The following is a 20,507-nucleotide window of genomic DNA, read 5'->3' as shown; positions in this document are numbered from 1 at the left end:
CCTGATCCGGTTGATGCGGGCGTCATTGGCCCGGGGTCGTCTTGACCCAGGGATTGCCGCGTTCATGCGTCATGTGGAAGGTGAAGCCATCGACCTTCCAGGCGGTGCCAGAACGCGTCAGGTGGTGCTCATAGGTGCCCCAGACTTCCCAGAGTGGATCGCCATTGCCCTCCATCCGGTTCCAGGCATAGCCGTTCGACAGAACAGTCGCCGTGTCCGCCTCGAGGACGACCTGGTGATTGGTGCGCAGGTGCAGGCTGGTCTTGCTGCCCTTGAGATTGCCGGCCCAGGCGCCGATCAGATCGTCGGAGGCAATGTTGGCCGCGGGCTGCCCGGACAGGCTGCTGAAGTCGGCGGTGACCCGATCCGCGAAATAGCTGCGCGCGCGTTTCCAGTCCTGCGCGTCGACGGCGCGGTCGATGGCATCGGCGATACGGACCACGGCGCGTTCATCGGCAAGTGCCTGCCAGCCGGTCGGTTCGGCACCACCGGCATCGACGGGTGCCAGGGCAAGGCCTGCGGCGAAGGTAACGTGTTTCAAGGCATTCATTTCGCTTCTCCTTTGGTGGATAGGTTTGCAAACGGACGGATGATCAGTCGGGGAGGTCCGCCTTCAGCCTTTTGACAGCGCGTCGACAACGACCTGGAACCGGCGCGGGTCGAAATAGTCGTGATAGGCGCAGATCAGGCCATTCTCGAAATGGAAGACGGCAATGTTGCTGTTGGTGTATTCGGTGCCGCCCACGAGCACGGCGCGGTTCCGGTATTCGACCACCACGGCTTCGGAGTCCGCGGCGGGATAGATGGCCGTCAGTTGCGATTCGAAGGTTTCGAAATTGCCGAACAGTCCCCTGAAGGCGGCCACGATCGCTGCCTTGCCGTCGATGCTGTCGCCAAATCCCGCCGGCGGATAGAAGACTATGATGCGGCCATCCTCGGCCCAGAGTTCACTCCAACTGTCGATATCCTTGCGGTGCATCAGGTCAAAGAAGCTGTGTACCGTCTGGAGGTTGCGGGCTTGTCTGGAATGAAGGTCGGACATCGGAGGCTCCTTGCTGTCTGATGCTTGCTGTTCGATGCCGTCTTAAATGGTCCGCTTTTGCCTCCTCGATAAGATTGCATGATCTGCATGGACCGTGCGATATGGTTCATGAATGGACCGAGACCTGCTCACCCACCTGCCTGTCATCGTAGCCGTTGCGCGGCGCGGCGGCTTCGCACTTGCCGCGGCGGAACTCGGGATGAGCCCGTCGGCGGTCAGCCACGCGGTGCGGCTCGTCGAGGAGCGTATCGGCCAGCCGCTGTTTGCGCGCACGACGCGCAGCGTTTCGCTCACCGAGGCCGGCAAGGCGCTGGTGGAAACGGCGGCCCCTGCCCTCCAGGATATTGCCGAGCGGATGGATCGCATCCGCAGCGACAAGGGCAGGCCGTCTGGCCTGCTCAGGATCAACGCCTCCAACATCGCGATTCCATTGGCGGTGACGCCGGTCGTCGCCGCGATGGCCGAGCGCTACCCCGACATTACGGTCGAGATTTTTGCCGATCAGGGATTGGTCGACATCGTCGGTGAAGGTTTCGACGCCGGCATCCGGCTCGGCGAGATGATCGCGCAGGACATGGTTGCCATCCGCCTGACGCAGCCCTTCAAAGTCGTCATCGTCGCCTCTCCCGCCTATATCGGGCGACGTGGCCGTCCGCGCCGCGTTGCCGATCTCGCGAACCACAATTGCATAGGGTACCGGCTTGTTCGTTCGGGCGCTCTCTATCGCTGGGATTTGGCCGAGGATGGCAAGGATGTGGTCATGGAAACCAGCGGTACGGCCATCGTGACGGATTCGCTCGCCGCCATTGATCTGGCGCTCGCTGGCGTCGGCCTCGCCTATATGTTCGAGCCGCTGGCCCGCGCGGATCTGGCAGCCGGGCGCCTGGTGCAGGTTCTGCCGCAATCAGCGATCGAGGAACCCGGCCTTTTCCTCTACTTCCCGCGCCGCGCCGCGATGGCGCCGAAGCTCAGGGCGTTTATCGATACCGCAAACGAAATCGGCCGGGCATCCCTGCGGACACCCGGCCGAAAAACACAGTCGGAATAAAGCGGTAGGACGCTTACTTCTTGACCGCCGCCGCAACTTCCGCGGCGAAATCGGACTCTTCCTTCTCGATGCCTTCGCCAAGCGCGAAGCGCAGATAGGCCGTGATCTTGGCCGGCGCGCCGATTTCCTTTTCGGCATCCTTCAGCGCCTTCTCGACAGTGATGTCGGGGTTAAGCACGAAGGCCTGCTTCAAGAGCACGACTTCTTCATAGAACTTGCGCAGGCGACCCTCGACCATCTTTTCGATGATGGCTTCCGGCTTGCCAGACTGGCGCGCCTGGTCGGAGAAGATTGCCTTCTCACGCTCGACCGCTGCCGGGTCGATCTGCTCGGCGGTCAGCGCCATCGGGTTGGTGGCGGCGACATGCATGGCGACCTGGCGGCCAAAGGCATTGGCGGCATGCTCGTTGCCGGTAGTCTCGATCGCGACCAGCACGCCGAGCTTGCCAAGGCCATCGGCTACCGAATTGTGGACGTAGGTCGCAACCGCGCCATGCGGCACGGTCAGCTTGGCCGAGCGACGGAAGCCCAGGTTCTCGCCAATGGTGCCGACAGCGTCCTTGATGGTGTCGGTGACCGACTTGTCCGAACCCGGATACTTCGCGGCGGCCACGGCCTCTGTCGTGCCATAGGCAAGCGCCACCTTGGCGACGTTGGCGACGATTTCCTGGAAGGCGGCATTGCGGGCGACGAAATCAGTCTCGGAATTCACCTCGACGACGGCGGCTTCGCGCACGCCGTTGTCGACGCCGATCAGGCCTTCGGCGGCGGTGCGGCCGGCCTTCTTGTCGGCCTTGGAGATGCCCTTCTTGCGCAGCCAGTCAACGGCTTCTTCCATGTTGCCATTGGTCTCGTTCAACGCCGCCTTGCAGTCCATCATGCCCGCGCCGGTCAAGTCGCGGAGTTCTTTGACCTGTGCAGCCGAAATGCTCATTGTCGCCTCTTTGTTTAAATGCACCGACGCACCATCGTTATTTGATGGTGCGTCTGTTTAGCGTGCCAAAATATGAGAAAGATGAAGGCCGCAAACCGGCCTTCGACTATCAAGCCTCTGGGGCTTCCGACGCCGGAGCCGGATCGAGCGCCGGCTCGACCGGAGCTTCGACCGAAGCGCCGATATCCATGCCGAGCGCGCCCTGCTGACGGGCGATGCCGTCAATCGCGGCCTTGGCGATCAGATCGCAATAGAGCTGGATGGCGCGGGCCGCGTCGTCATTGCCGGGGACCGGGAAATCGATCTTGTCCGGATCGCAGTTCGAATCGATGATGGCAACGACCGGGATGCCCAGGCGCTTGGCCTCGAGGATGGCGATCGCTTCCTTGTTGGTGTCGATCACGAACATCAGGTCGGGCGTCGAGCCCATGTCCTTGATACCGCCGAGCGCCTTGTCGAGCTTCTCGCGCTCGCGGTCGAGGTTCAGGCGTTCCTTCTTGGTCAGGCCTTGCGCCTCGCCGGCCAGCATCTCGTCGAGCTTGCGCAGGCGCTGGATCGAGTTCGAGATCGTCTTCCAGTTGGTCAGCATGCCGCCGAGCCAACGCGAATTGACGTAGTACTGGGCCGAACGCTGCGCGGCATCGGCGACGATGTCGGACGCCTGGCGCTTGGTGCCGACGAACAGCACGCGGCCGCCCTTGGCAACGGTGTCGGAAACCTGCTTCAGCGCCTGGTGCAGCAAAGGCACCGTCTGCGAGAGGTCGATGATGTGGATGTTGTTGCGGGCGCCGTAGATGTAGGGCGCCATCTTCGGGTTCCAGCGGTGGGTCTGGTGGCCGAAGTGAATGCCAGCTTCCAAAAGCTGGCGCATGCTGAAATCAGGCAGTGCCATTCTCATTTCCTTTCCGGTTAGCCTCCACGGACACAGGCATTTTTTGGACGAAGTCCTCGAACGCCACCGGAGGTTTCAGCCGGATTTCTCCCGGGCAGACACCAAAGTCCGTGTGTGGAATGAGCGGGCATATAGAGGGGAAGCGCGATAAACGCAAGCCGTGTGACGCTTTCCGCTCAGCGTGCGGCAATCAGCGCTCCGGTGCCTATCATGGCACTGCCGGCGAACCTGTTCATCAGTCGCATGCGCCCGGGCGTCCTGAACCAGCCCGAGGCCCGGCCCGCAAGTACCGCATAGACACCCATGGTGAGGATATTGATGCTGATGACGACGGCTACCACCAGCAGGCCATCGACAAACGTCAGCGTGTCGAGATCGAGGATCAGCGGCATGATCGAGGCATGGAACAGGATCGCCTTCGGGTTCCCCAGCGCAATGGACGCGCCAAGGAAGAAGAACCGCGACAATCTCGCCTGTGCCGTCTGCGGCCCGTTCGGTTGCGTGGCCGAGGCCCGCCACATCCTGATGCCGAGAAAAATCAGGTAGGCGGCGCCTGCATATTTAAGCAGGAGGAATATCCATTCGAATGTCTGGGCCAGGGCTACCAGCCCGAGCAGTGCCAGAGTGACCAGCACGGCATCGCCGGCGGCGACCCCCACGCCGGCCATGAAGGCGCCAAGAAAACCACGCGACACGCCATTGGTGATGACCGTGAACATCGCTGGCCCCGGTGTGGCGGCGGCGAGTGTGACGGCTGCGCAATACGCGAAAAATGCCGTTGGAGTCATGACCGGGCCTTTCCGTTGGGTACCCGCACGCGCCTGAAGATCGCGACGATCTCCTCGCGGCTGCATTCGATGGCGCCGAGCCGCACCGCGCGGTCGCGCTCGAAACCGGTTATGTCATAGTGTGGCGCCGATGTCCTGGGCGGCCCCTGGTAGGACGAGCGCTTCACGCCAAGCCGGGATGCGAACCGATGCAGTTCTTCGGTGTCGTCGGCCATCAAATGGCACCAGCGATGGCCTGCCCACTTCCAGATCGCCGCATCGACATAGACCGCCATCAAGCCCGGCCAGTTCACTTGCGCATCGCTGCTACTTCGATACGGGACAAGGCTTTGTCTGGTCGAACAGCGACAGGTTGACCAGCTTGCCGGTCATGGAGAAGTCGCCATAGTCCATGACGAGATCACGGGTGATGCCGTTTTCGTGCAGCTTGAAGCTGATCCGGTATTCCGGCACTTCCTCGCCCTTCTGGGCACTGTCGTCGAAATACGCGATGTCGACCGGCCAATATTTGTCGGTGGCAAGCTTCGCCAGTGCCGGCGCTTCCGGATCGGCCTTGTCGGCTTCGGTCTTCTTGCCGACGACAACCGTGGTCGTCATCACCTTGTTGGCGTCCTCCGACCCGTCGAACAGGTTGGTTTGATAGAAGTTTTCGCCTTTTTCGGCCTTGCCGATCAACTCGACCAGATGCTGGGTCGGAAACTGGGTGGCCGCGAGTTCAAGACTGTTCTTCTCCGGCTTGTCGATATCGACCTTCAGCCCCTTGGCATTCTTTGTCGCGACGCCCTTGACCTCCTTGTCGAGGTTCTGGTCGACGAAGGACTTCGTTACGAAAGAAAACACCTTGCCTTCCGCGTCCTCGAAGGTGGTGGTCTGCTGGTCGGTCAGCTTCGTGTTGTCGCTGGTCGCGATCTGCGTGACGAAACGGAATTTCACCGTGTAGCCTTCGCAGGCCGAGCCGTTGAACTCGTAGACCATACGGCCGGTGATACCGGTAATGCCGGATCGATCATCCGCCTTCTTGAGGGTGAGATCGTAGACGGCGCGATGCGCCTGCAGCGCCGGTACGGCGAAAGCGGAGCCCACAGGGAACAGCGCCGACAACAGAACGGCGTGGAATGCAAGGCGCGCTGCGCGCATGAGGTACTCCAATCGTCGCGGCTGATGGCAGGGCCGCAGGGAAAGATGGTCCAGCTTAAAAAAAGTCGTGGCGGAAGCGAGGCAAAAATAGCAATTTCGGCCCGGCCAGCGCGGCACCTTCCAGCAATAGGGAAAAGCAATGAGTGAAACAATCGAAAAGCGGCTAAGTGATCTCGGCGTGACGCTTCCTGTTGCCGCCGCGCCTGCCGCCAACTACGTGCCCTATTGCAGGACCGGCAATCTGCTGTTCACGGCGGGACAATTGCCGCTCAAGGACGGCAAGTTGCAGGCGAGCGGTCTGCTCGGCCGCGACGTCGACACGGCAAGCGGCAAGGACGCCGCGAAATACTGCGCCATCAACATCCTGGCGCAAGCCAAGGCGGCACTTGGCGACCTCGAGAAGATCCGCCGTCTGGTGAAGATCACCGTCTTCGTGGCGTCGGCCCCCGACTTCGTCGAACAGCATCTGGTCGCCAACGGCGCCTCCGATTTCCTGGTTGCCGCGCTTGGCGAAAGCGGCAAGCACGCACGCTCCGCCGTCGGCACCGCCTCCCTGCCGCTTAATGCCGCGGTGGAAATCGAAGCGATCTTTGAAGTCGAATGAGTGAAGGTGCGGACATGACCGACCTCTCCTGGCTGACTGCCCGGCCGGTTGCCCATCGCGGCTTTCACGACATGAACAGGTCGCGCTGGGAAAACACGCTTTCCGCCTTCGCCGCCGCGGCCGAACGCGGCTACGCGATCGAATGCGACGTGCATCTGTCGTCGGATGGCGTTCCCATCGTCATCCATGATGACGATCTGCAACGGCTGACAGGTCAGGACGGTTTCGTCTGGCAACGCAGCGCCGCCGAACTTGCCGCGCTCAAGGTCGGCGGCACGGCGGATCACGTGCCGACGCTGCAGGACGCGCTCGATCTCGTCGACGGCCGCGTGCCCATGGTCGTCGAGCTGAAAGGAACTCCCGGTCGCGATGAGTGCCTGGTGGCGCGCGTCGGCAAGATGCTGAAGCGCTACAAGGGCAAGGCGGCGATCATGTCGTTCGATCACTGGCTGATCCGCGATTTCCCCAGGCACGCGCCCGGCATTCCGGCTGGATTGACCGCCTATGGCAAGGACGCCAAGCTGATCGAAGCACATTTTTCCATGCTGGCGCACGAACTCTCCTTTACCTCCTATGCCGCCGGCGATCTGCCGAACCCGTTTGTCAGCTTCGTACGCGAAAAGCTCAAAATGCCTGTCATCACCTGGACGGTGCATGACCAGCCGGCGGTCGACCTGACCTTTAGATATGCCGACCAGATGACGTTCGAAGGTTTCGAACCCGACCTGATCAAAGTCGCCTGAGCAGGGTGCCCGAAACGTGACTTGTAGCGGCCCGAATGGAGCTTAAATAAGCCTCATGGATCAGGGCGACGACTGCGACGAACAATCGGCGAATGCGGGCTATTCGATCCGCATCGCCGCGGGCATAGGCGCCTTTACCTGCGATGAATGGAACGGCTTTGCCGGGACCACGCGCGGCGACGCGGCCGGATATAACCCGCTCGTTTCATTTGCTTTTTTGAGCGCTCTGGAGGATTCGGGCTGCGCCGTGCGGCGCACTGGCTGGCAAGGCCATCACCTGCGGCTGGAAACCGCGCAAAGCAGGCTGCTCGGCGCTATCCCCTGCTATCTCAAGTCGCACAGCCAGGGCGAATATGTGTTCGATCACGGCTGGTCGGATGCCTTCGAGCGCGCCGGCGGCCGTTACTATCCAAAATTGCAAAGTGCCGTGCCGTTCACGCCCGTCACCGGCCCTCGCCTGCTGGTCGGCAAGGGCGAGGATCGGGACGCGGTTAAGGCCGGGCTTGCCGCCGGGCTCAAAATGGTGACCGACAAGCTCGGCATATCCTCGGCGCATGTCACCTTCGCGCAGGAGAGTGACGTCGCGACGCTGGAGGCCGCGGGCTTCCTGCATCGCACCGATCAGCAATTCCATTTCTTCAACGAAGGCTTTGCCACCTATGACGATTTCCTCGCCACGCTTGCCTCGCGCAAGCGCAAGGCGATGAAGAAGGAACGGCGCGAAGCGCTTGCCGATGGCATCACGATCGACTGGCTGACCGGCAAGGACCTGACCGAAAAGGCCTGGGACGACTTCTTCGCCTTCTATATGGACACCGGCAGCCGCAAATGGGGCCGCCCCTACCTGAACCGCCAGTTCTTCTCGCTGATCGGCGAACGCATGGCGGACGACATCCTGCTGGTGATGGCCAAACGCAACGGGCGCTACATTGCCGGCGCCATCAACTTCATCGGCTCCGACGCGCTCTACGGCCGCAATTGGGGCTGCATCGAGGATCATCCCTACCTGCATTTCGAGATCTGCTATCACCAGGCCATCGACTTCGCCATTGAACGCAAATTGAAGGTGGTCGAAGCAGGCGCGCAAGGCGAGCACAAGCTGGCGCGCGGCTACCGACCGGTGACCATGCATTCGGCGCACTACATTGCCCACCCCGGCCTGCGCAAAGCGGTCGCCGATTATCTCGGGCGCGAGCGGCGCGAGGTAGAGCGGATGGGCGAATATCTGGAAGAACATACCCCGTTCCGCAAAGATCTCGAGGAATAGCGACCGGGCTGCCTGGGCAGTGTCGACTTCGCCCGATCGTCTTGCCGAGTTTCAACGGCTTCGCTACACGAAAGACACAATCCGGAGCGTTCACGATGGCCCAAACCGCCTATGACACCGACAACATCTTCGCGAAGATCCTGCGCGACGAAATACCCTCGCACCGCATCTATGAGGACGAAGCGGTCGTGGCCTTCATGGATGTGATGCCGCAGGGGCCGGGGCATACGCTGGTGATGCCGAAGGTGCCGTCGCGCAACCTGCTCGACGCCGATCCGTCAACGTGCGGCCCGCTTTTCACGGTGGTCCAGAAAGTGGCGAGGGCCGTCCGCAAAGCATTTGATGCCGACGGCGTCACCATCATGCAGTTCAATGAACCTGCGTCAGGGCAGACCGTCTATCATCTTCACGTGCATGTCATCCCGCGTTTCGACGGCATCCCGCTGAAGCCGCATACGGGCGCGATGGAAAAACCTGAAGTGCTGGCGCAGAACGCCGAAAAGATACGGGCTGCGCTGACCGAGTAGTGACGCTCAGCCCTCGGTCGCCGGCGCCTCATCGACCCTCGACAATGGCTGGCGCTGTTGCGCTTCAAACGCCAGCAGACCCAGTCGCCAGCAAGCTATTGTAATCACCGTGCCGCCAAACACATCCATCAGATTGTGCCCGCCATGGATGAGAATTGCCGGCAGGAGTGCGGTGTTGCCTAGGATCAGCGCAAAACGCGCAAAAGGATACGGCCAGATCGCGATCAGGGACATCAGCGCCATGACCGTGTGGAACGAAGGGAACCCTATCAGCCCCGTAACCTGTATGGCTGAAATGTCCTTGATGCCGTCAACCAGCAGGCGATTCAATTCCGCTCCATAAGCGGAATTGACCACGGGTCGAACAACGCGATCGATTTCAGGGTCCAGGGTCCAGTAAGCGGAAGCCCCGCTGGACGGAAATAGCGCCCAGCAAAAGATGGTGGCCAGCGCTGCAAACACCGTAGCCAGCATGGCTGTGTGCAACTGCCTCCGATCATTGGCCATACCCAGAAAAAGAAAGACAAACAGGATCTGAGCTAGTGTCAGATTATAGACCTGCCTGAGGGCATCCGGGAGGAGTGGGTATTGGGAAATCCACGCACAGGCATCTGGCCACGAGTAGCCGAACCAAGAATCGATCCATACTAGGGTAGCGTCGATCGGCGCCGAGTCCCGGGGCAAGAGCAGAAGGTTGAAGAGCGAAGCAACCACCGAAAAGAGGATGAACAGCGCCAGCCCATGCGCGGTCAGCGCGATCCGCTCGGCCTTGCGGACCCGCCGATAGAATTGCCCAAGGCCAGTCATGACGACGGCAAAGCCGAAGGAAAAGCGGTAGCCGTCGAGCGCAACGGTGACGCCCTTGTCCCAGGCAAGGAACAAGCAAACGGCGACCAGCGCCAAAGCGACGGCCAGTATTGTCCGTTCTGTGGGCAGCAAGACCATCCTTGAAGCATGAGCAACCGGCGTTAATTCGGAGTGAAAAATTGGCCGGCAATAGTCAGGAAGGCTTTTGAACTCCGGATCGGAATCAAGAGACTCTCAAACGCCGTCGGACGCACCCTGTCCATTAGAAGTGTCTTACAGATCAACTCGGGGTTCAGGCGCGATGTGTCGACTTCCAGATCGTAAACGCCCGGCCGATGCACCACTTCCTGCCACAGCCGCACCGGTAAAGGCTCGGTACCGTCGAGGGAGCCGGTGACATAAACCCTGCCAGCCTTAAAGCGCGCCGCATGAATCGGTTTCGACGCGACGCGCTTAGTGGACAGCGAACGCCGACAAACAGCACCGGCAGGCCGGCGAGCACAATCGACCAAGCAGTCAAGGGGCTTCGAATAGGCATCGTGATGACCGACATCGGTCACGACATTCAGCCCCAGCCGGCTATGGGACGAGATCGACTCATAAAGGGCGGCGGTACATGCGCGGCACGAAAACTTCGAGGTCGGGGCGTTCGCCACCAGGGCGCAAGCCTACTCCCGGACAAAGTCTCGAGGTGATCCGCTCAAAGCTGTCGACCCCCAGATTCATCCATGGCCGTCAAAGCATTCCCGGATGGCTCGAGCGATGCTCGATTTTCCTGACCGCGGCGCGCCGTTGAGGATAATGATCTGGCCGGCCATAGCCACCACATTGTCCCAACAAAAGAGCCTCATTTTGAACTGCCCCCCAAAAGTTGCGTCCAACTTTCGGGGGGCAGTTCATTTCCGGGGCATTTTCGACTGTCTTCAGCTCAGTTCTTTCTGGGCAGTTGCGGCACGAGGCTGCGCTTGCCGCCGTCCTTGCCTTTGGGCTCGGGCTTCTGCGCCACGACCTTCTTTGCCGCAGGCTTCCTGGCCACGGCCTTGGGTGGCTTCGGCGCGTCTTCCGGCTCTTCCTTCTTCGGCTTCACCGGCGCCTCGTCGGCGAGCGATTCGAGCTTGAGGCCGGTCTCGCCGGTTCCCTTCTTCTCGACGGTGACGCGCACCGTGCCGCCCTTCTTCAGCTTGCCGAACAGCACTTCGTCGGCCAGCGGCTTCTTGATGTGCTCCTGGATGACGCGGCCGAGCGGACGCGCGCCCATGCGTTCGTCATAGCCCTTGTCGGCGAGCCAGGCGATCGCGTCCGGCGAGAGGTCGAAGGTGACGCCACGCTCGGAAAGCTGGGCTTCCAGCTGCATGACGAACTTCTGCACCACCTGGTGGATGACCGGCACCGGCAGCGAGCCGAACGGAATGATCGCATCGAGACGGTTGCGGAATTCCGGCGTGAACAGCCGGTTGATCGCTTCGACATCGTCGCCTTCGCGCTTGGTCGAACCGAAACCGATCGCCGCGCGCTGCGCATCGGATGCGCCCGCGTTGGTGGTCATGATCAGGATGACATTGCGGAAGTCGATCTGCTTGCCGTTGTGGTCGGTCAGCTTGCCGTGGTCCATCACCTGCAACAGGATGTTGAACAGGTCCGGATGCGCCTTTTCGACCTCGTCGAGCAGCAGCACGCAGTGCGGATGCTGGTCGACACCGTCGGTCAAAAGGCCGCCCTGGTCGAAGCCGACATAGCCGGGAGGCGCGCCGATCAACCGCGAAACGGTGTGGCGTTCCATATATTCCGACATGTCGAAACGGATCAGTTCGACGCCGAGCGAGGCGGCCAACTGCTTGGCGACTTCGGTCTTACCGACGCCGGTCGGACCTGAGAACAGGTAGGAACCGATCGGCTTCTCCGGCTCGCGCAGGCCGGCACGCGCCAGCTTGATCGCCGAGGTCAGCGCGGTGATGGCGGTGTCCTGGCCGTAGACGACGCGCTTGAGCTCGACATCCAGGCCCTGCAGCACCTTCTCGTCATCGGCCGAAACCGTTTTCGGCGGGATGCGCGCCATGGTGGCGATCGTCGCTTCGATCTCCTTGATACCGATCGTCTTCTTGCGCTTGGCTTCCGGCACCAGCATCTGCGAGGCGCCGGTCTCGTCGATCACGTCGATCGCCTTGTCCGGCAGCTTGCGGTCGTTGATGTAGCGCGCCGACAACTCCACCGAGGCCTTGATCGCCTCGTTGGTGAACTTCACCTTGTGGAATTCCTCATAATAGGGCTTCAGGCCCTTCATGATCTCGATGGCGTCCTCGATGGTCGGCTCGTTGACGTCGATCTTCTGGAAGCGCCGCACCAGCGCGCGGTCCTTCTCGAAGAACTGGCGGAACTCCTTGTAGGTGGTCGAACCGATGCAGCGGATCGCACCCGATGACAGAGCCGGCTTCAACAGGTTCGACGCATCCATGGCGCCGCCTGACGTGGCACCCGCACCGATCACGGTGTGGATCTCGTCGATGAACAGCACGGCGCCCGGATAGTCCTCGAGCTCCTTGACGACCTGCTTCAGCCGTTCCTCGAAGTCACCGCGATAGCGCGTGCCGGCCAAAAGCGTGCCCATGTCGAGCGCAAAGATGGTGGCATTGTGCAAGACTTCCGGCACGTCGCCTTCGACGATGCGCTTGGCCAGGCCTTCGGCGATCGCCGTCTTGCCGACGCCGGGGTCACCGACATAGAGCGGGTTATTCTTGGAGCGGCGGCACAGCACCTGGATGGTGCGGTTGATCTCGCTCTCTCGGCCGATCAGCGGATCGATCTTGCCGGCCTTGGCCTTGTTGTTGAGGTTGACGCAATAGGCGGTCAGCGCGTCCTGCTGCTGCTTCTTCTTGCCGCCTTCCTCCTGGGGCTCGGCACCGTTCTGGCCGCCCTGCTCGTCATCGGCGCCGCGCGGGGTGCGGCTCTCGGACGCGCCCGGACGCTTGGCGATGCCATGCGAGATGTAGTTGACCGCGTCGTAGCGGGTCATCTGCTGTTCCTGCAGGAAATAAGCGGCATGGCTTTCGCGCTCGGCGAAGATGGCGACGAGCACGTTGGCACCCGACACTTCCTCGCGGCCAGATGACTGCACATGGATCACCGCGCGCTGGATGACGCGCTGGAAACCGGCGGTCGGTTTGGAATCCTCATCGTAGCCGGTGACCAGATTGTCGAGCTCGGTGTCGATGTAGGTCAGAACTGTATGCTTCAGCTCGTCGAGATCGACGTTGCAGGCGCGCATGACGGCGGCCGCCTCGGTGTCGTCGATGAGCGCGAGCAGCAGGTGTTCAAGGGTTGCATATTCATGGTGCCGCTCGTTGGCGAGCGTCAGCGCTTGATGAAGCGCCTTTTCCAGGCCTTGGGAGAAAGCCGGCATGTTACCTCACTTCTTCTCCATCACGCATTGCAGCGGATGCTGATTCTGTCGGGCGAAATCCATGACCTGAGACACTTTGGTCTCGGCCACCTCGAATGTATAGACCCCGCACTCGCCTACTCCATGATTGTGAACATGAAGCATGATGCGTGTGGCAGCTTCGCGGTCCTTCTGGAAAAAACGCTCCAGCACATGAACCACGAACTCCATCGGAGTGTAGTCGTCGTTGAGGATGAGGACCCGGTAAAGGCTGGGCTTCTTGGTCTTGGTTTTGGTGCGCGTGATGACGGCCGTCCCGCGGCCGGCCTCATTGCCGTCGCCGCCGCCGTTTTGCATCCGCGCCACTCGTCTCGTGGCAGTCAAACCGATCGTCACGTATTCCTGCCTCTTCGAATCCTCATGCGAGTTTCACATGTAGGTGTTCGATGGACGATTTTAAGCCCTTCTGGTTAGCTGACAATATGGCTAGGTGACCAACTTGGCGGAATTTCGCGATCGTGAAGCGTTGACATGAAAAAACCCGGCCGCGTTTCCACGACCGGGTTTTGTCCCGCACCCAAAGGGCCGGATCTGGAATTCTCGGGCGAAAATTATTTCGCCTTGGCAACGATCGATTCGAACGGCTTGTAGGCTTCCTTGGCGAGTTCGGCATAGAGGTCGCCAATCTTGGTGGCCTCGGCGACGAACGCCTCGTAGGACTGCTTGGCATAGTCGGATTGAATCTCGATCGCCTTGTCCAGCGACTTGGCCGAGAACAGCTTCTCGACCGCGGCGCTGCCGGCTTCGAGGCTCTTCTTGGTGTATTCGCCGGCCTCGGTGGCGATCGCCTGCGCGCCCTTGGACAAAGAGGCGAAGCTCTTCAATCCGGTGTCAGTGAACTCCTTGCCGTATTTGCTGAAGTCCTCATAGGTCTGGGTCATTTCGTACTCTCCCTGGACGGTTGACGCGCCCTGCCCCGAGCGCCGTTGTGCAATGCATAATATATATTGTGCGACGCACAAAAGTCAAGAATTCAGGGCTCGCGGCCGCGATGGCGGCGGCAATGGCTAAAATTCAAATAAAGGAAGGCTCAAACCGCCAGAAAATGGTGAACGCGGCGGTTACCATAAACGGATTGGTAACGCTGCCCCGCTAGCTTGGCCGGAAGTGAGGCAGGATCCCTTTGCCGCCTCCAACGCAACGAGAAATTCAAAGGAACTACCAGTGCGTCAGGCGTTGTCGGGCATCGTTTCCAAATCCGCGTCCCCTCTCAAAACGATCATGATCCTCGCCATGGCGATGACATTCGTCGTCGCGGGTGGCGCCTCGTCGTTCGCGGCAAAATCGGCAGCCATCGTCGTCGACGCCAAGACCGGCAAGGTGCTCTACTCGGCCAATGCCGATGGCCGGCGCTATCCTGCCTCGCTGACCAAGATGATGACGCTCTATCTGACCTTCGAAGCGATGGCGAAGGGCAAGATCAGCAGAAACACGCCGGTCGTGTTTTCGGCCCATGCATCCGCCGAGGCGCCGACCAAGCTCGGCGTGAAGCCGGGCGGATCGGTCGCGGTCGAGACCGCGATCCTGTCGATAGTCACGAAGTCGGCCAACGACTCGGCGACCGCGCTCGGCGAAATGCTCGGCGGCAACGAAACCAACTTCGCCCGCATGATGACGGCCAAGGCGCGGCAGCTCGGCATGAACGGCACCGTCTTCCGCAACGCCAACGGCCTGCCCGACCCGGGGCAGTTCACCACCGCGCGCGACATGGCCACGCTCGGCATCGCGCTCCGGGAACATTTTCCCCAGTACTACGGCTATTTCGCGCAGCGCTCCTTTCTCTACGGTCGCCAGCGCATCAATGGGCACAACCGCCTGCTCGGACGCATCAAGGGCGTCGACGGCATCAAGACCGGCTATACCCGCGCCTCCGGCTTCAATCTCGTCTCCTCCGTTAATGACGGCAACCGCCGCCTTGTCGCCGTCGTCATGGGTGGCACCTCGGGCGGCAGCCGCGACAACCAGATGGCTGGTCTGATCAACGCCTATTTGCCGAGGGCATCGACCCGCGGTGGCGGCGATCTGGTCGCCAAGGCGGACAGCAATCCCATCAGCGCACTTGCGAAGGTTCTGCTGCCCAAGCATGACGCGCCGACCCCGGACGAAAAGCCGGTGGCAGTGGCGGAAGCCGATACGGCCGTCGCGGACGACGCGACCGTTGCCCAGGGCGACAGCGAGGACGAGGATACAGCCGAGGCAGAGGCACCCAAGCTGGTTGTCCCGGCAAAGAAGGTGAAGACGGTCATCGTCTCCGCCCCCAAGGTCGCCACCGCACAGGTCGTAGCTGCCTATGCAGAGCCCGCCCCGGCCGTTGATCCGGTCAGCACCGCGTCGGTTCCATCGGGCTGGGCCATCCAGGTTGCTTCCTCGCCGAAGCAGTCCGAAGCCCAGGCTTTCCTCGACAACACAACCAAGCAGGCTCCCAAGGTGTTGGCCGACGCGTCCGGCTTCACCGTCGCTTTCGACAAGGACGGCGTCACCTACTACCGCGCCCGTTTCGGCGGCTTTGGGTCGAAGGACGCCGCGTGGAAGGCCTGCACCGCTTTGAAGAAGAAGAAAATCGAGTGCTACGCCGTCCAGCAATAGGACCGCGTGGAAGATATCTCCCGGAAAATTTTGCGTCGAAGGAGACTAGTTGTGATTGGAGAGCAAGACGTCCTTGGCTTCGTTAATCCGCGCCGCCAGGAAAGACGTGCCGCCGATATCGGGGTGCAGGCGCTGCATCAGGCGGCGGTGCGCCTTGCGGACATCCGCCGCGGCGGCCCCCGCTTCAAGACCAAGGACCTTGTAGGCCTCCTCCTTAGTCATGGCGCCCGGACTTGGCGCAACACCCAGCCCTTCGCCACCGTTCGTCTCAGCGTGTTTGCGCCAGACGGGAAATCTGCCGTCAAGATACGTCTCTAGCAACTGCCGGCTCTCCGGATCGCCGGAGAGCTCGCGGTAGAGATGCTGCAATTCCGCAAGGGTCATCGAGCCAAGCATCTTGCCATCGTGGCGGCCGGCCAGGACCAGCCCTTCAAGGCCGCCCGTATTGTGATCGAGTTCCATCTCGAGTGCCGCTGTCCGCACGGTTGAGCGTTTTCCAGCAACCGGCCTGGCATTTGGCCGGCCCGTACGCGTGGCGCCGTACCAGGCGATTGCCACGAACAGGATGATGCCGCCGATGGCTTGACGCCCGACCACGAGCACGGCGCCGCCGACCACCGCCAGCAGGATCGGCCCCAAGGTTCTCGTCCCGCTTGCGAGTTGCGCCGGATCCGCGCGGAGAAAGGCCGTGGCTACCCCCAGGAGCACCAGCACCAACGCGACCACAACGATAATTGCGCCTAACATTTCCCATCGCCCCGCAGGTATCCTGTCCGCCTGGACAGCCGCGTGATGTCCTTCAACACTTTTTCTGCGCCAGAATCATGGCCTTTACCCGGGCTGGAAGAGGACCATCGTGCGAACTGGTTCCGCAACGCCGCGGCCTGTGTCGACTTCGACGGTTCTTCATCGCGCATGGATTTGAAGATGTGGCGTTGTCCCCTCGCTTGCAAGTCCAGCACGAGGCAACATTGAGGGCCAGAAAATGTCTAAAGCGCGTCGCGTCGAAACGGACCTATGCGACGCGCTACAGAGGCTTTGTCTTATGCATGTCGTTCTCCCAAAACCGAGGTCACTTTTGGGCAACGTGCATTAGAGCAAGCCGAGATCGGCCAGCTCGCGCCTGAGTTTTGGCGGCATCTCGATCAATCCCGCCTTGCCCTTGCCGAGATCGGACGGAGCGTCCGCTGGCTTCAGATAGCGCCAGCCCTGGAAGGCGCGGCGCGGCTGCCAGTCGGTGCGCACCACCTCGGGATCGAGCATCAAATGGCAGCGGCCGATGCCGTCGTCATCGGTGAACGGCCGGATTTCCGTGATCAATTGGCGGCATTGTACGCTGCCCTTGATCACCCAATAGAGTGAGCCGCCATCGGTGACCTCGTCGCCACGTGTCGGCACCATGCGGGTGGTGTGCCAGTGTTCGGCTGGCTCACCGGCACGGCGGCGCTCGTCAAGACGGAAGGCGATCCACTCTTCGAGATCCTCGACACTGTCGCAGCCGACGCAAAGCTTTAGGAGATTGAGAGCCATTCGCTAAGGTTAGTCCGGAGCGCCGAGACGTCAACGGCCTGACGGACTTCTCCACAGTGCCGGTTTGGGCCAGCCCTCAACACTCCACGACGTTGACCGCCAGCCCGCCAAGGCTGGTTTCCTTGTACTTTTCGTTCATGTCGAGCCCGGTCTGGCGCATGGTCTCGATCGCGGCATCGAGCGGCACGAAATGCACGCCGTCGCCTTTGATGGCCAGTGACGCGGCCGTCACCGCCTTGACGGCACCCAGCGCGTTGCGCTCGATACATGGCACCTGGACCAGCCCGCCGACCGGGTCGCAGGTCATGCCGAGATGATGTTCGAGCGCGATCTCGGCGGCATTCTCGACCTGTTCGGGCGTGCCGCCCATGACCGCGCACAGGCCGGCGGCCGCCATCGCCGAGGCTGAGCCGACCTCGCCCTGGCAGCCGACTTCGGCGCCGGAGATCGACGCATTGGACTTGATGATGCCGCCGACAGCCGCTGCCGTCAGCAGGAAGTCGCGGATGCTCGGCTGGTCGGCCTCGGGATGGAAATGCAGCCAGTAGCGCAGCACCGCCGGCAGCGTGCCGGCCGCGCCGTTGGTCGGCGCGGTGACGACACGCCCGCCGGCCGCATTTTCCTCGTTTACGGCCATCGCATAGATCGACAGCCAGTCATTGGCGAGCAGCGGGTTCGGCCGGTTCTGCTGCCACTGCTCCTGCAGCTTGTCATGCAGCTGCCTGGCACGCCGCCGCACCTTCAGCCCACCCGGCATGATGCCGTCCTGTGACAGGCCGCGGTCGATGCAGCCCTTCATCGCATCCCAGATGGCATCCAGGCCGGTGTCGAGCGCCTCGCGCGACATCTGCGTTTCCTCATTGGTGCGCTTCATGTCGGCGATGGAAAGGCCGCTCTTGGCCGCCATCTTCAGCATCTCCACAGCGTTCTTGAAGGGATACGGCACCTTCTTGCCCTCGGTCGTGACCGAGCCTTTTGCCTTCATCCGCTGCAGCTCTTCTTCCGAAACCACGAAGCCACCGCCGATCGAATAGTAGATGCGCTTGAGCAGCAACCGGCCGCCGGCGTCGTAGGCGTAGAACGCCATGCCGTTGGCATGACCGGTGAGCGGCGTCTTGCGGTCGAGCACCAGATCGGTGGCCGGGTCGAAATGGTAGGAAGGGTGGCCGGGCGGTGAAATCAGCTTATCGGCGGTGATGCGGCTGATGATGCCGTCGGCCTGGTCGGGGTCGACCGTTTGCGGCGTCTGGCCGGCAAGGCCGAGAATGACGGCACGATCGCTGCCATGGCCGATGCCGGTATAGGCGAGCGAGCCATGCAGGCTGGCGCCGATGCGGTCGACCTTGGCGCCGGCCGGCCGCGGCCAGTCGTCGCCCGCGACCTCGTCGAGGAAACGGCGCGCAGCCGTCATCGGCCCCATCGTGTGCGAGCTCGAGGGGCCGATGCCGATCTTGAACAGGTCGAAAACCGAAAGGAACACGATGTCTCCTGCATCACGTCGAGGACTACATATAGGAATTCCCGAGATGTTTCCGCTCTTTTGACAATCGCGGCGCAGCACCTGCCGACCTTGTTTGCTCCGACAGCGACATTGATTGCCGGCCGCTGCGTGGGGCGATCGAAGCGATCAAGATGTGATAAATTCATCCTATGGGCGATTCCTCCTATCTTTCGACGGCCGATCTCGCGGCGCTGGGCTTTTTCCTCCTCGCATGGGTGCTGCACACGCTTGCCTCCGATGGCAAGCTGGTTAGCCGCATGTCGCTGACGACCGCCATGAATGCCCAACGCGAGGCCTGGATGCGCACCATGGCCGAGCGTGAGATCCGCATCGTCGACACCGCCATCATGAGCGGCCTGCAGCAGGGAACCGCCTTCTTCGCCTCCAGTTCACTGATCGCGCTCGGCGGCTGTTTCGCCCTGCTTGGCGCGTCCGACCGGGTGCTTGAGGTGCTGAGCACCCTGCCCTTGGGCGGTGCGCCATCGCGCTCGGCCTTTCAGATCAAGGTGCTGGGACTGGTGCTGATCCTGGCCTTTTCCTTCTTCAAATTCGGCTGGGCCTACAGGCTGTTCAATTACTGCTCGATCCTGATCGGCGCGGTGCCGATCCCACATGGCGAAGCCTCGCGCAATCCCGTCACGCAAACGGCTGTGTGGCGCGCGACGCAAATGAATATGCTGGCCGGCAAGCATTTCAATTCGGGCTTGCGCGGCGTGTTCTTCTCGATCGGCTATCTCGGCTGGTTCGTCGATCCGGTGGTGTTCGTGCTGTCGACGCTTCTGCTGCTGGCCGTCCTGATACGGCGCCAGTTCTTCTCGGCGGCACGGCGCGCCGTGATCGGTCAGCCGCCCGGCGCCGGAAACGGCTGATCGATACGCCCGGAAAGCCAATAGGCGAAAAGTCCGATCCACTCGCGGACGGCCATGGTCGTGTTCTGCACTGAATCGGCCGCATTGTCGCGAAACAGCCCGATGCCTTCGCGACCGGAGGTGCGATAGTCGACCGGCCAGGGAACGGTTGAAAAACCGGCCTTGTCGAACAGCGCCTTGGCGCGTGGCATGTGAAAGGCTGATGTCACCAGTAGCCATGTCTCGCCCGGTTTGGGTTTGACCAGTTCATGGCTGAAGACCGCATTCTCGTAGGTGTTGCGGGATTTGTCTTCGAGGATCAGCCGATCGGCCGGGACATCCAGCGCCTCGAGCAGGCGCGGAGCGGTGTCGGCATCACCTTCGCCGTCGAAGAACAGTGAGCCGTTTCCACCGGAGACGACCACCTTTGCCTGCGGGAAACGCCGGGCGAGGATTGCGGTCTCGACCATGCGATCGCCGCTGCTGTTCAATTCATAGCCGCCACGCGCGAGGTTGATGGCGCCCTCGAAGCCGCCGCCGAGCACGACGATGCCGTCTACCTTCTCCAGCAGCGGCGGCTTGGGAAAGCGTTCCTCCAGCGGATTGAGCATCATGGCCCCGAGCGACGTCCAGGCCGACAGCGCAAGGATCAGAAACGCCAGCACGCTGCCGGTGACGGCAAGTCGCCGCCGGCCGATCGTCCCGGCGATCAGCCCCGCCAAAAGCAGGAAAATCGCCAGGTTGAGCGGCTGGACGAAGAACCAGAATATCTTGGAAAGATAGTAGAACATCGCTCAACCCTTACGGCATCAAGGGC

The 20,507-nt window shown here is 61.7% G+C and carries 22 protein-coding genes and 1 pseudogene; 7 read left to right on the top strand and 16 right to left on the bottom strand.

What is annotated here, in order from left to right; all coding sequences use genetic code 11:
* Window positions 1–22: 22 nt before the first annotated feature.
* Window positions 23–550: a nuclear transport factor 2 family protein gene (locus M653_RS0106600; protein WP_027142614.1), complete on the bottom strand. Its 528-nt coding sequence runs from the start codon at window positions 548–550 to the stop codon at window positions 23–25.
* Window positions 551–613: 63 nt separating this feature from the next.
* The gene (locus tag M653_RS0106595) at window positions 614–1,042 is read right to left on the bottom strand and encodes a nuclear transport factor 2 family protein (RefSeq protein ID WP_027142613.1); all 429 of its coding nucleotides are present in this window, start codon (window positions 1,040–1,042) and stop codon (window positions 614–616) included.
* 112 nt (window positions 1,043–1,154) lie between these two features.
* On the opposite strand from M653_RS0106595, the gene M653_RS0106590 reads away from it, so the two are divergent.
* Window positions 1,155–2,090, top strand: a complete 936-nt coding sequence (locus tag M653_RS0106590) for a LysR family transcriptional regulator (protein WP_027142612.1) — start codon at window positions 1,155–1,157, stop codon at window positions 2,088–2,090.
* Between the two features lie 13 nt (window positions 2,091–2,103).
* Here the strand turns inward: M653_RS0106590 and tsf are convergent, their stop codons facing one another.
* The 5 genes from tsf to M653_RS0106565 form a co-directional block, all read right to left on the bottom strand.
* Entirely contained in the window at window positions 2,104–3,024 is a 921-nt protein-coding gene (gene tsf / locus M653_RS0106585; protein WP_027142611.1) for a translation elongation factor Ts, read from the bottom strand.
* Between the two features lie 109 nt (window positions 3,025–3,133).
* Window positions 3,134–3,916 (bottom strand): 30S ribosomal protein S2, encoded by a 783-nt coding sequence (gene rpsB / locus M653_RS0106580; RefSeq protein WP_027142610.1) that lies wholly within the window; start codon window positions 3,914–3,916, stop codon window positions 3,134–3,136.
* Between the two features lie 176 nt (window positions 3,917–4,092).
* Window positions 4,093–4,704, bottom strand: coding sequence for a LysE family translocator (locus tag M653_RS0106575; protein WP_027142609.1), 612 nt, complete (start codon window positions 4,702–4,704; stop codon window positions 4,093–4,095).
* Window positions 4,701–4,979, bottom strand: coding sequence for a DUF4031 domain-containing protein (locus tag M653_RS0106570; protein ID WP_027142608.1), 279 nt, complete (start codon window positions 4,977–4,979; stop codon window positions 4,701–4,703). Before M653_RS0106570 ends, M653_RS0106575 begins: the two co-directional genes overlap by 4 nt.
* Window positions 4,980–5,010: 31 nt before the next feature.
* Window positions 5,011–5,841 carry a cell envelope integrity EipB family protein gene (locus M653_RS0106565; RefSeq protein WP_027142607.1) on the bottom strand — a complete coding sequence of 277 codons (831 nt, stop codon included), beginning with the start codon at window positions 5,839–5,841 and terminating at the stop codon, window positions 5,011–5,013.
* Window positions 5,842–5,980: 139 nt separating this feature from the next.
* On the opposite strand from M653_RS0106565, the gene M653_RS0106560 reads away from it, so the two are divergent.
* From M653_RS0106560 to M653_RS0106545, 4 genes are all read left to right on the top strand, one after another.
* Entirely contained in the window at window positions 5,981–6,445 is a 465-nt protein-coding gene (locus tag M653_RS0106560; protein ID WP_015317774.1) for a RidA family protein, read from the top strand.
* A gap of 14 nt (window positions 6,446–6,459) precedes the next feature.
* Window positions 6,460–7,188 (top strand): glycerophosphodiester phosphodiesterase, encoded by a 729-nt coding sequence (locus tag M653_RS0106555; protein WP_027142606.1) that lies wholly within the window; start codon window positions 6,460–6,462, stop codon window positions 7,186–7,188.
* 55 nt (window positions 7,189–7,243) lie between these two features.
* Entirely contained in the window at window positions 7,244–8,455 is a 1,212-nt protein-coding gene (locus M653_RS0106550) for a GNAT family N-acetyltransferase (protein ID WP_027142605.1), read from the top strand.
* A 95-nt stretch (window positions 8,456–8,550) separates the two neighbouring features.
* Window positions 8,551–8,982 (top strand): HIT family protein, encoded by a 432-nt coding sequence (locus M653_RS0106545; protein WP_027142604.1) that lies wholly within the window; start codon window positions 8,551–8,553, stop codon window positions 8,980–8,982.
* A gap of 6 nt (window positions 8,983–8,988) precedes the next feature.
* Here M653_RS0106545 and M653_RS01000000132165 read toward each other — a convergent pair whose 3' ends face one another.
* The 5 genes and pseudogenes from M653_RS01000000132165 to M653_RS0106525 all read right to left on the bottom strand — a co-directional run bounded on the left by M653_RS01000000132165 (window position 8,989) and on the right by M653_RS0106525 (window position 14,106).
* Complete coding sequence (locus M653_RS01000000132165) at window positions 8,989–9,927, bottom strand: phosphatase PAP2 family protein (RefSeq protein WP_051442611.1); 939 nt, start codon at window positions 9,925–9,927, stop codon at window positions 8,989–8,991.
* Window positions 9,928–9,950: 23 nt separating this feature from the next.
* Window positions 9,951–10,607, bottom strand: a pseudogene (locus M653_RS1000000134320) (chloramphenicol phosphotransferase).
* A 110-nt stretch (window positions 10,608–10,717) separates the two neighbouring features.
* On the bottom strand, window positions 10,718–13,186 hold the full coding sequence (gene clpA, locus M653_RS0106535) for an ATP-dependent Clp protease ATP-binding subunit ClpA (protein ID WP_027142603.1): 2,469 nt from the start codon (window positions 13,184–13,186) through the stop codon (window positions 10,718–10,720).
* Window positions 13,187–13,192: 6 nt separating this feature from the next.
* Complete coding sequence (clpS, locus tag M653_RS0106530) at window positions 13,193–13,522, bottom strand: ATP-dependent Clp protease adapter ClpS (RefSeq protein ID WP_010909565.1); 330 nt, start codon at window positions 13,520–13,522, stop codon at window positions 13,193–13,195.
* Between the two features lie 254 nt (window positions 13,523–13,776).
* On the bottom strand, window positions 13,777–14,106 hold the full coding sequence (locus M653_RS0106525) for a phasin family protein (protein ID WP_027142601.1): 330 nt from the start codon (window positions 14,104–14,106) through the stop codon (window positions 13,777–13,779).
* A gap of 283 nt (window positions 14,107–14,389) precedes the next feature.
* Here M653_RS0106525 and M653_RS0106520 point away from each other — a divergent pair, with 283 nt between their 5' ends.
* Entirely contained in the window at window positions 14,390–15,811 is a 1,422-nt protein-coding gene (locus tag M653_RS0106520; protein ID WP_027142600.1) for a D-alanyl-D-alanine carboxypeptidase family protein, read from the top strand.
* Between the two features lie 45 nt (window positions 15,812–15,856).
* Here M653_RS0106520 and M653_RS0106515 read toward each other — a convergent pair whose 3' ends face one another.
* The 3 genes from M653_RS0106515 to M653_RS0106505 all read right to left on the bottom strand — a co-directional run bounded on the left by M653_RS0106515 (window position 15,857) and on the right by M653_RS0106505 (window position 18,821).
* Window positions 15,857–16,558, bottom strand: coding sequence for a DnaJ domain-containing protein (locus tag M653_RS0106515; RefSeq protein ID WP_027142599.1), 702 nt, complete (start codon window positions 16,556–16,558; stop codon window positions 15,857–15,859).
* 345 nt (window positions 16,559–16,903) lie between these two features.
* Entirely contained in the window at window positions 16,904–17,341 is a 438-nt protein-coding gene (locus M653_RS0106510) for a DUF1489 family protein (RefSeq protein WP_027142598.1), read from the bottom strand.
* Between the two features lie 76 nt (window positions 17,342–17,417).
* Window positions 17,418–18,821: an L-serine ammonia-lyase gene (locus M653_RS0106505; protein WP_027142597.1), complete on the bottom strand. Its 1,404-nt coding sequence runs from the start codon at window positions 18,819–18,821 to the stop codon at window positions 17,418–17,420.
* Between the two features lie 170 nt (window positions 18,822–18,991).
* Here M653_RS0106505 and M653_RS0106500 point away from each other — a divergent pair, with 170 nt between their 5' ends.
* Window positions 18,992–19,711, top strand: a complete 720-nt coding sequence (locus tag M653_RS0106500) for a DUF599 domain-containing protein (RefSeq protein WP_027142596.1) — start codon at window positions 18,992–18,994, stop codon at window positions 19,709–19,711.
* On the opposite strand, the gene M653_RS0106495 is transcribed toward M653_RS0106500, so the two are convergent.
* Complete coding sequence (locus tag M653_RS0106495) at window positions 19,684–20,481, bottom strand: YdcF family protein (protein WP_027142595.1); 798 nt, start codon at window positions 20,479–20,481, stop codon at window positions 19,684–19,686. The two genes, M653_RS0106500 and M653_RS0106495, sit on opposite strands and share 28 nt — an antisense overlap.
* Window positions 20,482–20,507 lie beyond the last annotated feature (26 nt).

It is taken from the genome of Mesorhizobium sp. WSM3626, assembly GCF_000513935.1.
GTDB classification, from domain to species: Bacteria; Pseudomonadota; Alphaproteobacteria; order Rhizobiales; family Rhizobiaceae; genus Mesorhizobium; species Mesorhizobium salmacidum.
This window is presented reverse-complemented; position numbering and strand designations above follow the sequence as displayed.